A 14,588-nucleotide genomic window follows, 5' to 3' on the forward strand; every position below is an offset into this window, starting at 1 on the left:
CCAGCGCCCCGGCTACGCCGCGCCGCGGATCGGTGGCGCCTTGGTGCTGGCGCCGGCCCGCAGCGCCGTCTCCTCGATCTCGGCGATCAGCGGCTGGATGCGATGCAGCGCCGCGCGGTTGTCGGCGTCCCACGGATGGAAGCCGGGCCGGAAGTAGTCGAACCATTCCGGAATCATCTTGCGCAGCACGCCGGGCGACCCCCACAGAAAGTTCACCACGCTGCCAAAGCCGGTGAGCTTGTTGCGGCAGGTGCGGTCCGCCATCACCAGCCGCACGTGGAACACGAACACCAGCGCCCAGAACGTCACCGTCGTGGTCAGCATCGTGAACGCCCGCAGCAGGTAGCGGTACGGGCCCGGCTTCATCACCAGGTTCCAGACGTCGTAGGCCACGGCCTTGTGCTCGGTTTCCTCCAGCGCGTGCCACGTCCACACCTGCCGGTAGCCGGGCTCGGAATTGCCCATGTGGCGCGGATCAGCCAGCATCCCGCCGGCCAGCATCGCCGTGTAGTGTTCCAGCGCGATGGTGTGCGCCAGTTGCCACGACTTCGGCAGCACCTTGCGCAGCAGGTTCAGCAGCTTTGCCACGGCGTTGTCGAGCTTTGACGCGGGCAGGCCGGCATCGTCGAGCAGCCGGTTGTAGAGGATGTGCTCGCGCGTGTGCATGGCCTCCTGGCCGATGAAGCCGGCCACGGCCTGCTTGAGCTCGGGGTCGGTCACGCGGTCGCGGTAGTTGCGCACGCTGTCCATGAAAAAGCGCTCGCCGGCCGGAAAGAAGATCGACAGCGCGTTGATGAAATGGGTCACGTGCGGCCCGCGCTCGTGCCAGTCGCAGATGCGCGCCGGCGGAAGGTGGGGATGCACGTCACGGCGGACTGGCATCATGATGTGGACTCCTGTGCAAGGGCTGGCGCCGCGGGGGCGCGGTTCAGGAAACGCAGCAGGTCGGCCGCCACGCGCTGCGGGTCTTCCTCCATCGGCACGTGCCCCAGCCCCGCGTAGCGGCGCAGCGTCACGTCGGGCAGGCGGGCTGCGAAGGCGTCGGCGTGCGCGGGCGGAACCCAGCGGTCGCGGTCGCCCCAGAGCACCAGCGTGGGCTGGCGCACGCCGCGCAGGCGTTCGGTATCGATCTGGTCGAAATCAAGCTTCGGCACCATGCGGCCCACGGCCTCGCGGCTGCCGGCCGCGTAGAAGAAGTCGACGTAGCGGCGGAACGTGGCCTCCGGCACGCGCGTGGCGTCGCCGTAGACGTCGCGCGTGGCTGCGCGGATGATCCATTCGGGCAGCAGCCACGGCGCCGACCAGCGCACCGCGGCATGGCGGAACAGGTCGATATAGATCGGCAGCTTCATCGGAAAGCCGGCCGCGTCGATCAGCACCAGCCGGTTCACCATCGACGGCCGCCGCGCCGCCAGGTCCCACGCCACCAGCCCGCCCAGCGAATTGCCAACGAACGTGGCGCGCTGCAGCCCGATGGCGGCCAGGAAGGCGTCGATGAATGCGCGGTAGGCGTCGATATCCATCGTCACGATGCGTCCGCGTGCATCGCGCAGCGGGCCGGTCAGCCCGAACGGCGCCAGGTCCAGCCGGATCACGCGATGGTGCTGGCGCAGCGCCGGCAGCACGCCTTCCCAGGTATGGAGCGACGCGCCAAAGCCGTGGATCAGCACCAGCGGCTCGCCCTCGGGCGCGCCTTCGTCGGTGTAGTGGACCAGCGCGCCCATCACCTGCACCCAGCGCGACGCCGGCAGCGCGTAGCGGCGCGCCAGCGTATCGCGCGACAGGCTGAACAGGCCCACGCGCCCCTGGCCGAACCAGCGCGTGAAGGTGCCCGGCGGCGATTGCAGCACCGCTTCACGTGGCAGCGCGGCGCGCGTCATGCGGCGTCTCCGGTGCGGGCCGGCGCGGCGGCGGCATCTGGCACGAGCTGCTTGCGCTTGCGGCGCGCCTCGCGCACCACCAGCGACTGGTAGGCCGCCGGCAGCAGCCGCGCCATGGCGTCGGCCGCATAGGCATCGGGCCCGATCAGCACGCGGCGCTTGTTGGCCCGCACGCCGGCCAGGATCACGCGCGCGGCCTTGTCTGCCGACGTGATGAAGAACTTCTCGAATTCCTCGCGGCCCTGCTGGGCGTCGCGCACCAGCAGGCCGTTGACGCTGGGCGACACCCGGCTCGACCGCGCGATGTTGGTCTTGATGCCGCCCGGGTGCACGGTCGTGGCCGACACGCCGCACTGCATCAGGTCCAGCTCCTGGCGCAGCGATTCGGTAAAGCCGCGCACCGCGTACTTGCTGGCGTTGTAGGCGCCCATGCCCGGCTGGGCGAACAGGCCGAAGACGCTGGACGTGTTGACCACGTGGCCTTCGCCGCTGGCCTTCAGGTACGGCAGGAACGCCTTGGTGCCGTGCACCACGCCCCAGAAGTTGATGCCGAGGATCCATTCCAGGTCGTCGTAGCCCATGCCCTCGACCGTGCTCGACAGCGCCACGCCAGCGTTGTTGAAGATCAGGTTCACGCGGCCGTGGTCGCGGGCCACGGCGTCGGCCCAGGCGTGCACGGCGGCGCGGTCGGCCACGTCCACGCAGGCGATGGTGGCGCGCACGTCGGGCGCCACGCGCCGCACGTCGGCCAGCGTCTGCGCCAGCCCGGCTTCGTCGCGGTCGCACATCGCCACGTGGCAGCCGGCCTGGGCCAACTGCACGGCCAGCGCGCGGCCCATGCCCGAGCCGGCGCCCGTGATGGCGGCTACCCGGTTGCGGAAATCCTTCATGCGTGGCTCCTCTGTCGTTGTGCGGATCGCCGCGTCACGCGCGGACCGTTTCGGCATGCCCCGGCTCGGCGGCAGCGGCGTTGCCATGGCGCACCGGCCAGCGCTCGTAGTCGCCCATGCGGAACGTGGCCGTGGCGCGGCGGAACTGGAACGTGAAGCCGGGCCAGAGCGTGGTGTTTTTGCGGCTGCGCGGGTCGATGTACCAGCTCGCGCAGCCGCCGGCCGTCCAGATCGCATGGCCGAGCTTGCGCTGGATGCCCTGGTTGAAGTTCGCCTGCACGGTCGGGCGCACGTCCACGGCCTGCACGCCGTCGCGGCGCATCTGGCGCAGTGCGTCGAGCACGTAGTTCACCTGCGACTCGATCATGAACACCATCGAGCTGTGGCCCAGCCCTGTGTTCGGCCCGACGATCAGGAACAGGTTGGGAAATCCGGCCACGGTGGTGCCCAGGTACGCCTCGGCGCCGTCGCGCCAGGCATCGAGCAGGTCGCGCCCGTCGCGGCCGACGATCACGCCGCGCGGCAGCGGATCGGTGGCATGAAAGCCGGTGCCCAGGATGATGGCGTCCGCTGGCCGGCGCGTGCCGTCGCGCAGCACCACGGCGTCTGGCTCCACGCGCGCGATGCCGGCGGTCACCACGTCGACGTTCTCGCGCATCAGCGCCGGGTAGTAGTCGTTGGAGATCAGCACGCGCTTGCAGCCGATGGTGTAGTCGGGCGTCAGCGCCTGGCGCAGCGCGGGGTCGGGCACCTGCCGCTTCAGGTGGCGGCGCGCCACCTGCTCCACCGCCTTCATCAGCCGGGGATGGATCACGAAACCGAGCACGCGCGATTCCAGCATCCAGTACAGGCCGGTGCGGACCAGCGCCTGCGTGGCCGGCACATGGCGGAACAGCCAGCGCTCGGCCGCCGTGACCGTGCGGTCCGGCTTGGGCATGATCCACGGCGGCGTGCGCTGGTAGAGATCGAGCCGCGCCACCTGCGGCGCGATCTGCGGCACGAACTGGATGGCGCTGGCGCCCGTGCCGATCACGGCCACGCGCTTGCCGGCCAGCGGGTAGTCGTGGCGCCACTGCTGGGAATGGAACAGCGTGCCGGCGAATGTGTCGAGGCCCGGGATATCGGGGATGGCCGGCCGGCTCAGCCCGCCCATGCCGGACACCAGCACGCGGGCGCGCACGCGCCGGCCATCGCGCATCCGCAGCCGCCAGAGCGCGGCGCCAGCGTCCCATTCGGCGCGCGCCAGCTCGTGGCCCAGCCGCAGGTGGCCGCGCAGGCCGAAGCGGTCTGTGCAGTGTTCGAGATAGCGGCGGATCTCCGGCTGGCGCGAGAACATGCGCGACCAGTCCGGATTCGGCGCGAACGAGAACGAGTAGAGATGCGATTGCACGTCGCAGGCGCAGCCGGGGTAGTGGTTGTCGCGCCAGGTGCCGCCCACCGAATCGGCCTTCTCGAAGATCAGGAAGTCGTCCACGCCCGACTGCTTGAGCCGGATGCCCATGCCGAGCCCGGCAAACCCGCTGCCGATGATGGCGATGTCGCACGCCTGTTCCGGCTCGGACGAGAGAAACGCTGGCAGCTCGGCGGGTGCATTCATGAGGGCGCTTTCCGGTCTGGTGCCACGTCGCGTCCGCCGGGGGTGGCGAGGGCTGCGAACACCGTTGATTGTGACATTGATCGATGTCATCGTAGGGTCCGCTGCCGGGTCGGTCAAATGCGGTGGATGGAAGGATTGCTCTATTTTTCGGCGATATCCAGCGCCGTTGGCGTCACATTAAACGGCGTTCGTGCCGAAAGACCGGCATGGCAGGCGCCAGTCGGTCGTGCGTTTGAAACCGTTGCACGGCCCAAAAAAGAAATGCGCCGCTTCGGCAGAATCGCAACGCCGCCCCAGTGCGGCCGCGCCAGCCCCCGGCGACGCGCAGAACAACATCCGGAGACACGATGACAAACCCTGCCGATCCTGCCGTCCCGCCCGACCCGTCGCGCCGGGTGTTCCTGAAGCTCGGTGCCGGGCTATCAGCCGCCGTGGCCTGCTCGGCGCTGCTGCCGGGGCTGACGGGCTGCTCGCCGGCCGATACGCCGCCGCAGCCCGGCATGGCGTGGCTGCGCCCGGCGGACGTGGCGCTGTTCCGCGCGGTGCTGCCGGCCGTGGCGAGCGAACTCGAAGGGCTTGACGCGGCAACCCGCGCACGGCGCATCGACGCGGCCATGCGCAACATCGACGGCACCATTGCGGCGATGGACCTCAACGCACGCCACGAACTGCGCAAGCTGCTGGACCTGCTGGCCAGCGCGCCGCTGCGCTGGTTGCTGGCGGGCGTGCGCACGCCGTGGCACGCCGCCACGCCGGACCAGGTGCGCGCGTTCCTGGCGCGCTGGCGCGGCAGCCGGATCGGCGCGCTCAACGCCGGCGGCGTGGTGCTTGTGAAGCTGGCCAGCGTGAGCTACTTCGTCGCGCCGGACACCTGGGCCGCCAGCGGCTATCCCGGCCCCAACCCCGCCATCTACCGCGCCCTCCAGGGCTGACCGCCATGCCGATTCCCGATCTCTACAGCGCCGGCATCGCGTCCGGCTGGAAGGTGCTGGACGCCGCCACGTTCACCGCGCCGCGCACCATCGACGCCGACGTTGTCATCGTCGGCACCGGCGCGGGCGGCGGCATTGCCGCCGAGCTGCTCAGCGAGGCCGGGCTGAACGTGGTGATGGTGGAGGAGGGCGGCCTGCACACGTCCGACAGCTTCCGCGACATGGACGAGGCGCGCGCCTATCGCACCCTGTATCAGGAGGCCGCCGCGCGGGCCACGTCGGACGGCGCCATCTCGATCCTGCAGGGCCGCGCCGTGGGCGGCAGCACCACGGTGAACTGGTCGTCGAGCTTCCGCACCCCGCCGCGCACGCTGGCGCACTGGGCTGCGCACCACGCGGTGGCCGGCCACGGCGAGCAGGACATGGCGCCATGGTTCGCCCGGATCGAGGAACGGCTCAGCATGGCGCCGTGGGCGATGGATCCGAACCCGAACAACGCGGTGCTGCGGCGCGGGTGCGAAGCGCTCGGCTGGGAGTGGCACGTGATCCCGCGCAACGTGAAGGGCTGCTGGAATTCGGGCTACTGCGGCCTTGGCTGTCCGGTGAACGCCAAGCAGTCGATGCTGGTGTCGACGATCCCCGCCGCGCTGGCGCATGGCGCCACACTGGTCCACCGGCTGCGGGTACGGGCCATCGACCATGACGGCAAGGCCGTGCGGGGCGTGACGGGCGACGCGCTGGGCCATGACGGCTACTCGCCGACCGGCATCCGCGTCACCGTCCGCGCCCGCCATGTCATTGCCGCGGGCGGGGCCATCAACACCCCGGCGCTGCTGCTGCGATCCCGCGTGCCCGACCCGTACCAGCGGCTCGGCCAACGCACGTTTATTCATCCGGTGAATTTGAGTGTCGCCAAAATGCCGGAGAAAATCGATCCATACTATGGCGCGCCGCAGTCGATCGCGTCTGACCACTTCCAGTGGCGCCACGGCGCGACCGGGCCGATCGGCTACAAGCTCGAAGTCCCGCCGATGTTCCCGGGCATCAGCGCCGGCGTGCTGAACGGCATGGGCGACGACCTGCGGCGCGACATGGCCGCGCTGCCGCACGCCAACGCCATGCTGGCGCTGCTGCGCGACGGCTTTGTGCCCGAAAGCCCCGGCGGGCGGGTCCGGATTGCCGACGATGGCAGCCCGATCCTGGACTACGAAGTGAGCGACTACCTATGGGACGGGGTGCGCCGGGCCTACCTGAGCATGGCCGAGGCCCAGTTCGCGGCCGGGGCGCAGCGGGTGCGGCCGGCCCACCTGGATGCCACGTGGTACACAAGCTGGCCGCAGGCGCGCGACGCCATCGGCCAGTTGCCGCTCAAGCCGTTCCGCGTGCTCCTGTTCAGTGCGCACCTGATGGGCGGCTGCGCGATGAGCGAGGATCCGGCGCGCGGCGTGGTGAGCAGCGCGGGCCGCCATCACCAGTTGCCGAACCTGTACGTGCTCGACGGATCGGTATTTCCTACCAGCATCGGGGCCAATCCCCAGTTGTCAGTGCTGGCCCTGGCGGCGCAGAATGCCACGACGTTGCGCAAGACCATCACGGCGTGACTGAAATCGCCTGGCGGAATCGGCCACCACAGAAGGCTTGCAATTTAGAGCAAGTCTTCGAAAAATGGACTTGTGAAACGCTCGGAGCGCTGGATAGGCTCCCTACAACCGTTTGAAGCATCCGTATGCCGACAGAGCGCGGAGCGGGACGGTGGTGGATTGCGTGACATTTTTTTGCAGGGGTCCACAGCGGTTTTTCAGCGAGAGACGCCCCATGAAGACCGGGAAAACCACGGCAGGAGATACGAAGGCCCGCATCCTCGATGCGACCGAGAAACTGTTCATCGAGGTAGGCTACGAGGCGACTTCGCTCAGGCAGGTGACTTCACGAGCGATCGTCAATCTGGCTGCCGTGAACTATCACTTCCGCAGCAAGGAAATCATGATGCAGTCGGTGCTGAGCCGCCGGCTGGATCCCCTCAACACGCGGCGCCTGGCGCTGCTGGACGCCTGCGAGGCCCGCTGGCCCGGCAACGCCATCCGCTGCGAGCACGTGATGGGCGCGCTGTTCGTGCCCGCGCTGCAGATGGCGCGCGAGCCGGAGATTGGCGGCCCGTCGTTCCTGCGCCTGCTCGGGCGCGTGTATTCCGATACCTCGCCATTCATCCAGTCCTGGCTGATGGGCCATTACGCGCCCGTCTTCGGACGCTTCTTCGAAGCGTTTGCGCGGGCGCTGCCCGACGTGCCGCGCCAGGAACTGGGCTGGCGCCTGCATTTCGCGCTCAAGGCGCTGGCCGGCGTGCTGGCTGGCGACGAACTGGGCAACCTGATGCCGGCCTTCACGCAGGGCAAGCGGATGAGCGACGCGCAGGTGCTGGCGCAACTGACGTCGATGGTGGTGGCGGCCCTGAAGGCGCCGTCGCCGGCCACGCAGGAACTGGGCGCCCTGCAGGAAGTGTTCGAGATCGGCGAGGCCCAGCAGGCCGACGAACAGGCCCAGATGGCCGCGCAGGCCGCCACGGCCGAGACCGAGGCCCAGGAGCTGGCCGCCGCCACCGCCGCGGCGATGGGCCGGGCCCGGCGCAGCGCGCGGGCCGCACGCAGTGAAGGCGCATCGCGGCCGCCCACCGCCAGCATGGCGGTACGCCGCGAGCATTGCGCCACCTTCCCCAGCAATCCGCTCGACGACTGGATGCGCACCCGCCCCAGGACATAGCGGCCCGCCGCCGCGGTCTCCACCGGGGCCGCGGCGCGCACCGCCACGAGCCGCGACGGCAACCGTCGCCTTCGAGAACGACCTGTTGATACGCCACGCCGAAGGCGAGGCGTGACCCCCTGCGCGCCGCGCCTGCCGCACGCATGCACCTGCCGTGGCTGCCACGCGCGGGAGGGCCCCGTCTTGCCTGACGCCAGACCACACACTGGAGACACGCGATGAAGCAGATGGTCCTGATTGCCGCGATCGGCGGCATCCTGGGGTTCCTGGCCACGCAGCCGGGCACCCTGCTCCAGGCGCACGCGCAGGGCGCCCCGGCAGCGCCCGCCGCGGCCCGCCCCGCCACGCCCTACGACGGGTTGTCCACCGCCCAGCAGACTGCGCTGTTCGCCCGGCAGACGGCCAGCGGCGAACTGGCCGCGCTGCCGGACGCGCAGGTGCTGGCCGTGTTCGACGCGCTGCAGCCCGAGGCGCTGCTGACGTGGGCGCGCCAGGAGATCAACCGCTTTCCCGAGTACGAATACACGATGACGCGCCAGGAGCGGCTGAACGGCCAGTGGCAGGACAAGCCCGCGCGCATGTTCATCCGCTACCGCCACATGCCGCGCCAGCTCTACGCCAGGTGGCTGCCCAACGGCGCGCAGGCGGGGCAGGAGATCCTGTACGACGAGACCAAGCGCAAGGACGAGATGTACGGCCACCTGGGCGGCATCATGGGCTTCACGTCGATCTGGACGTCGATCGACGGCTCGCTGGCCAGGTCGCAGTCGAACCACACCGTGCGCGACCTGGGCTTCCAGTTCGTGCTGTCGATGCTGGAACGCGACGCCAGGACGCTGCGCGCCGCCGGGCTGTCCGAGAAGTACAGCCGCGCCGAGATCGTGCAGGAGCACGGCACGCGCATGGTGGCGCTGACCTGGGAGCTGCCCGAGGGCGCGCCCAAGTACTACGCCAAGAAGGTCCAGCTGATGTTCGACCTCAAGCATCCGTGGCCGCGCGCGGAAACGGCCTGGGATGCCGACGGCAACATGGTCGAGAAGATCGTCTTCGAGAAGGCCGCGAAGAAGTCGTTCGATGCGTCCGCGTTCGACCCCACCAACAGCGAATACAAGTTCTGAAGCGCGCCACGCCGGGCGTCACCCCCGTTTGAATGCGCGTGCCGGGCCACGCGCGGGCGGTTTGAACAGGCCACGTGATCGCTTGGCCAACAACGGCCCACGGCACGGCGGCGATGTTTGGAACGAGCGCTCTATTGCGCGCAGGCGCTTGAAACGCGAGATTCCGACCACCGTGCGACACCTTGGCCCATGCCGGTGCGCGCGCCATAAGAACGAGGAGACAACCATGCACCCGTCGATCCTTCGACGCACCACCTTTGCCGTTGCCGGGGTAAGCCTGACCATCGCGCTGGCCGCCTGCGGCGGCGGCGACGGCGACCCCGGTGGCACCACGCCGCAGGCCGCCGCGCAGCAATGCGCCACCAATGGGACGTGCACGCCGTCGGGCCCCACCCTCAATCATCCGGTGGCCGCCATCTGCCCGGCCACGCTGGACTACGGCACCACGTACACGGGCGGATCGGGGGCGGGCGAACTGCTGAAGATCCAGCTCGACAGCAAGCAGGGCACCTACCGCATCCAGGTGCTCGAATCGGCCGTGCCGCAGGTGCCGGGCGAGGTCAATCCCACCCGCGCCGGCGTGACGTTCACCGGCACCATGTCGCACCCGACCCGCCCGCTGCCCACGGCCGCGCAGAACAACTGCGCGTACGAGCTGAAGACCGCCGAGGCGTCCGACGGGCGCTCGCAGGCGCTGATCGATCCGGCCAATCCGCCGATCCTGTTCGTCGGCAACGGTGTGGTCGGCGGTGGCATCCCGGGCGCGACGATCAGCTTCGGCGGCATCTTCGGCATCGGCGTCATTCCGGCCAAGACGTTCCCGATGTACCCGGCGCTGGCGTTTGCCGAGACCGAGACCGATTTCAGCAAGGTGGCCGGCCGCTACAACGTGCTGGGTTATCACCTGGTGCCGTCCGGCGGCAGCATCGTGGCCAGCGACCACTTTGTGGCCGGCACCTACAGCGGCACCGAAACGCTGCAGGCCGACGGGTCCTGCACGGGCCCGAACAACGCCGCCTGCCGCACGACGGGCACGCCGTGGACGCTGCGGGCCGATGGCGCGGGCTTCGACAGCGGCAACGCCGAGGCGTCCGGCGGCGCCCAGTATCCGATCTTCTACAGCCAGCGCGTACAGACCCGTGATTCGCGGGCCCATGGCGTGCTGGTGGTCGGCAAGCTGGAAGGCCAGCGCGTGCCGCTGGTGGTGCGCGTGGGCTACGCCATCGCGGACCTGTCGACGTTCGACATCAACATCGACGACGAATCCGGCATCGCGCTGCTGGCGCCGGCCACCGCGGCTACGGCCGCCACGCTCAAGGGCGGCTACATCGGCTCGGGCAGCGATTTCCGCTACGTCGCATCGTCGCTGCACGACAACGTGGGCGCGTGGCTCGATCCGCAGGACCCGTCGCTCACGCCCACGGGCGGCTTCCAGATGGATCTGACGCAGGCCACGCAGCCGGGGCTGGTGGGCACCGTGGACAACAGCGGCATCACCGGCTCGCTCATCACCACGGGCCCCGTGTACGCGCACCTGTTCGGCGACGCCGCCAACCCGACATTCCGCGTCAGCGCCGTGGCCAGCCGCTAGCCGCTGCCCGCACCCCAGTACCCTGCCTCGCCCATAAGAACGTACCAAGGAGACTCCACATGCAGCAGCATCCGATCCCACGCTGGACGCCGCGCCTGGCGCTGGCGCTCGTCACCACCACGTTGCTGGCCGCCTGCGGCGGCGGGGACGGCGGTGGCGGGGGCACGTCCACGCCGGCGTCGGTGACGCCACGGCTGTGTCCCGCATCGGTCGACTACTCGACGCCGTACATCGGCGGCACCGGCTCCGGCGAGCTGGTCAAGGTGCAGATCGACACGGCAAGGATGACGTGGGCCGTGACGTTCCTGGATTCGTCGGTGCCGCGTACGCCGGGCACGGTCTCGCCCACGCGCTCGGACCCCACCGACGGCAAGAACGTGATGACCGGCAAGCTGGCGCAGGAAACCACGCTGCCGACCCAGAAGCTGAACCAGTGCGCGTTTGTGCTGCAGGGCGCCAGCCTGGACCCGGCGCGCCCGGCCAAGCTGTTCCTGGGCGAGGGCGTGATGGGCGGCACCATTCCCGGCGCGCGCATCCAGTTCAACGGCCTGCTTGGCGCGGGCGCGGTGCCCGACACCACCTTCCCGTACTTCCAGTTCATCGGCTTTGCCCAGACCGAGACCGACCTGGGCAAGGTGGCCGGCGTCTACAACGGATCGGGCTTCCACGAGATCCCGTCGCAGGGCTTTGCGCAGGTGGCGCAGGACTACCGGATGTCGCTGGCGGCCGACGGCTCGTTCACGGTCTGCGACAACCGCAGCGGCGGCACCTGCAAGCAGAAGGGCAACAAGTTCGTGGCGCAGCCCACCGGCACGCTGATGTCCACCAACTACGAAGGCGAGCGTGCGCCGACGCTGGGCGCCGTGATGGGCCGCGCGTACCTGATCGTCGGCAAGCTGCGCGGCCAGCTGGTGCCGGTGATGATCCGCGTGGGCTACGCCAGCGCCGAGGCGCTGCCGCTGGGCGCCGACGACGAGATCGGCATCGGCATGATGGCGCCGGCCGTGGCGGCCACGCAGGGCACGATCAACGGCGAGTACGTGGGCGTGGACAGCGCGTTCGAGTACAAGACCACGGCGCTGGTGGGGGCCGACGCGGCCATGCTGGACCCGTTCCACGCATCGGACGCCACGCGGGCCATCGCGCTGAAGCTCGACTTCTCGCAAACCACGCCCGGCGTGATCACCACCACGCGCAAGGAAGGCACGCCCGGCATCACCGGCAAGCTGATGTTCACGGGCGGCGTGTTCGGCTTCCTGGAAAACCGCAACGGCAGCCCGTACTTCACGATCGGCGCCTTCGTCGAATAACAGGGGAGACCACGATGCAGAACAAGCGCCTCACCCTGGCATGCCGGCTGGCCACCGCCGCCTTGCTGGCCGCCGGCCTGGCCGCGCCGGCCCACGCGCAGAAGGCTGGCGACAACGTCGTGTCGGCCGGCTGGTTCCATATCCAGACGTTCGGCACCAGCGGGCCGCTGACCACCAACGTCGTCGACGTGCCGATCAACTACCCGCTCGGGCTGCCGTCATCGTTCACGGCGCCGGGCAGCGGGCTGTCGTCGTCGAACGCGGACACGCTGGGGCTGACCTTCAGCCACTTTGTCACCGACCACATCGCCATCACGGGCGTGGGCGGAATCCCGCCGACATTCAAGATCTACGGCCACGGCGAGCTGATTCCGCCCGGGCCCGCCGGCGCGCTGGGCCGCCAGAGCCTGGGCGACCCGTCGCTGAACCCGATCATCACGCGCGCACGGCAGTGGAGCCCGGCCGCCATGGTGCAGTACCACTTCCGCTCGCCGGGGGTGTCGTTCCGGCCGTTCGTGGGCGTGGGGGTGTCGTACAACTTCTTCACCGACATCAAGGTCAACCCGGCCTTTGCCGAGTCCGTCAACAACAACCTCGGCGCCATCCTGGCCGCGGGGGCCGGCATCCCCGGCCCGACGTCGGTCAGCGCCGACGCGTCGTCGTCATGGGCGCCGATCTTCAACCTGGGCGCCACTTACAACTTCAACGAGCACTGGGGCGTGACCGGCGCGGTGACCTACATCCCGCTGAAATCGGAATCGACGATGACGATCAAGGCGTCGGACGGCACCGTGCTGTCCACGTCGAAGACCACGCTGCGGCCCAACCCGCTCGTGTTCTTCCTGGCGGCGACGTACAAGTTCTGACCGACGATCCCGGCGTTGTTGCTCCCCGCTCCCGCTCGCGGGAGAGGGGTCGGGGAGAGGGCAAGCACATCAGCATCCGCCCCCGTCATGCGCCAAAAGAAAAAGGGCGAAGCACCGAAGGCTTCGCCCTTTTTCATGGACAGTCGCGCTGCACGCGACGATTACTGCGTGGTCGTCGTCGCCGGGGCTGGCTGCGGGGCCGCCTGGGCCACCGCGCCGGTTTCGTTCAGGCCGCCGCCGAGCGCGCGGTACAGGTCGATCGCGTTGGTCAGCCGAAGCTGCCGCGCCTGCACCAGCGCCTGTTCGGCCGAGAACAGCTGGCGCTGGGCGTCCAGTTCATCCAGGTAGCTCGCCACGCCGCTGCGGAAGCGCAGCCGCGACAGCTCGTAGCGCGCGGCCTCGGCGTTGCGCTGCTGCTCCTGGCCGGCCACCTGTTCCTCCAGCGTGCCGCGTGCCACCAGCGCGTCGGCCACCTCGGAAAACGCGGTCTGGATCGTCTTCTCGTAGTTGGCCACCTGGATGTTCTTGCGCACGTTGGCCAGGTCCAGGTTCGACAGGTTGCGGCCATAGTCGAAGATCGGCAGCACCAGTTGCGGCGAGAACGACCACACGCCCGCGCCGTTGTCGAACAGGTTCGTGAACGACGTGCTGATGTTGCCCGCGTTGGCCGTCATCGTGATGCGCGGGAAGAACGCCGCGCGCGCCGCGCCGATGTTGGCGTTGGCCGACAGCAGCGCCTGCTCGGCCTGGCGGATGTCCGGACGCTGCGTCAGCAGATCCGAGGGCAGGCCCTCGGGGATGTCGCTGATGATGCGCTCGTCAGACAGCCGCATCGGCGCCGGCAGGTTCGGAATCTCGGCGATGGGCTTGCCCACCAGCACTTCCAGCGCGTTCTGCGCCTGCGCGCGCTGACGCGCGAGCTGGGCGGCGGACACGCGGGCCTGGGCCACCAGCGACTCGTTGTCGCGCAGATCCAGCGCCGACGTGGCGCCGGCATCGAAGCGCTTCTTGGCCAGTTCGAACGTGCTCTGGCGCGCCTCCAGCGTCTCGCGCGCCAGATCGTACTGCTCGGCGGCGGCCCGCTCGGCCAGGTACGCCTTGGCCACCTCGGACACCAGCGAGATGTACGCGGCGCGGTGCGCCTCCTCGGTGGAGAAGTACTGCGCCAGCGCGGCGTTCGACAGGCTGCGCACGCGGCCGAAGAAGTCCAGCTCCCACTGCGTCACCGACAGGCCCACCTGGTAGATGTTGCCCGTGAACGACTGGTTCACGCCCGACGTGGCGCCCGAGAACCGCCCGCGCTGGAAGCTCGCGTTGCCGTTCACCGTCGGCAGCAGGTCGGCGCGTTGGATCTGGTACTGCGCGCGCGCTTCCTCGATCCGCAGCGCGGCCGTGCGCAGGTCGCGGTTGTTTTCCAGCGACGTGGCGATCAGCGTCTGCAGCCGCGGGTCGGTGAAGAACTCGCGCCAGCCGATATCGGCGGCCCGGCGCGTCTCGCCGCTCTTCACCTCGGCCGTGGCGTAGCCGTCCGGCGCGGCCGGGTAGCTGCCGGCCACGGGGGCGGCGGGGCGGTCGTAGCGCGGCGCCAGCGTGCAGCCGCTCATCACCCCGGCCACCAGCAGCAATGTGGTCAAAGTCTTGGTCATG

The 14,588-nt window shown here is 69.6% G+C and carries 12 protein-coding genes; 7 read left to right on the forward strand and 5 right to left on the reverse strand.

Annotation, left to right across the window (positions count from 1 at the left end; genetic code table 11):
- Positions 1–12: 12 nt before the first annotated feature.
- The 4 genes from EHF44_RS05430 to EHF44_RS05445 are packed head-to-tail and all read right to left on the reverse strand — an operon-like array spanning position 13 to position 4,367.
- Positions 13–885, reverse strand: coding sequence for a metal-dependent hydrolase (locus EHF44_RS05430; RefSeq protein WP_124682808.1), 873 nt, complete (start codon positions 883–885; stop codon positions 13–15).
- A complete protein-coding gene (locus EHF44_RS05435; protein ID WP_124682809.1) occupies positions 882–1,880 on the reverse strand; it encodes an alpha/beta fold hydrolase in 999 nt (332 codons plus the stop codon). The genes EHF44_RS05430 and EHF44_RS05435 overlap by 4 nt, the downstream gene beginning before the upstream one ends.
- Complete coding sequence (locus EHF44_RS05440) at positions 1,877–2,770, reverse strand: SDR family NAD(P)-dependent oxidoreductase (protein ID WP_124682810.1); 894 nt, start codon at positions 2,768–2,770, stop codon at positions 1,877–1,879. Before EHF44_RS05440 ends, EHF44_RS05435 begins: the two co-directional genes overlap by 4 nt.
- Positions 2,771–2,804: 34 nt before the next feature.
- On the reverse strand, positions 2,805–4,367 hold the full coding sequence (locus tag EHF44_RS05445; RefSeq protein ID WP_124682811.1) for a flavin-containing monooxygenase: 1,563 nt from the start codon (positions 4,365–4,367) through the stop codon (positions 2,805–2,807).
- Positions 4,368–4,714: 347 nt separating this feature from the next.
- On the opposite strand from EHF44_RS05445, the gene EHF44_RS05450 reads away from it, so the two are divergent.
- From EHF44_RS05450 to EHF44_RS05480, 7 genes are all read left to right on the forward strand, one after another.
- On the forward strand, positions 4,715–5,299 hold the full coding sequence (locus EHF44_RS05450) for a hypothetical protein (protein ID WP_124682812.1): 585 nt from the start codon (positions 4,715–4,717) through the stop codon (positions 5,297–5,299).
- Positions 5,300–5,304: 5 nt separating this feature from the next.
- Positions 5,305–6,900, forward strand: coding sequence for a GMC family oxidoreductase (locus tag EHF44_RS05455; protein ID WP_124682813.1), 1,596 nt, complete (start codon positions 5,305–5,307; stop codon positions 6,898–6,900).
- Positions 6,901–7,114: 214 nt separating this feature from the next.
- A complete protein-coding gene (locus EHF44_RS05460; protein ID WP_124682814.1) occupies positions 7,115–8,056 on the forward strand; it encodes a TetR/AcrR family transcriptional regulator in 942 nt (313 codons plus the stop codon).
- Between the two features lie 218 nt (positions 8,057–8,274).
- Positions 8,275–9,174: a DUF1571 domain-containing protein gene (locus tag EHF44_RS05465; RefSeq protein WP_124682815.1), complete on the forward strand. Its 900-nt coding sequence runs from the start codon at positions 8,275–8,277 to the stop codon at positions 9,172–9,174.
- A 226-nt stretch (positions 9,175–9,400) separates the two neighbouring features.
- Positions 9,401–10,765 carry a DUF2957 domain-containing protein gene (locus EHF44_RS05470; RefSeq protein WP_124682816.1) on the forward strand — a complete coding sequence of 455 codons (1,365 nt, stop codon included), beginning with the start codon at positions 9,401–9,403 and terminating at the stop codon, positions 10,763–10,765.
- Between the two features lie 59 nt (positions 10,766–10,824).
- Positions 10,825–12,075, forward strand: a complete 1,251-nt coding sequence (locus EHF44_RS05475; RefSeq protein ID WP_124682817.1) for a DUF2957 domain-containing protein — start codon at positions 10,825–10,827, stop codon at positions 12,073–12,075.
- 14 nt (positions 12,076–12,089) lie between these two features.
- Positions 12,090–12,941 (forward strand): OmpW/AlkL family protein, encoded by an 852-nt coding sequence (locus EHF44_RS05480; RefSeq protein WP_124682818.1) that lies wholly within the window; start codon positions 12,090–12,092, stop codon positions 12,939–12,941.
- A 161-nt stretch (positions 12,942–13,102) separates the two neighbouring features.
- On the opposite strand, the gene EHF44_RS05485 is transcribed toward EHF44_RS05480, so the two are convergent.
- A complete protein-coding gene (locus EHF44_RS05485; protein ID WP_124682819.1) occupies positions 13,103–14,587 on the reverse strand; it encodes an efflux transporter outer membrane subunit in 1,485 nt (494 codons plus the stop codon).
- Position 14,588 lies beyond the last annotated feature (1 nt).

This window comes from Cupriavidus pauculus (assembly GCF_003854935.1).
In the GTDB taxonomy this organism is placed as follows: domain Bacteria; phylum Pseudomonadota; class Gammaproteobacteria; order Burkholderiales; family Burkholderiaceae; genus Cupriavidus; species Cupriavidus pauculus_C.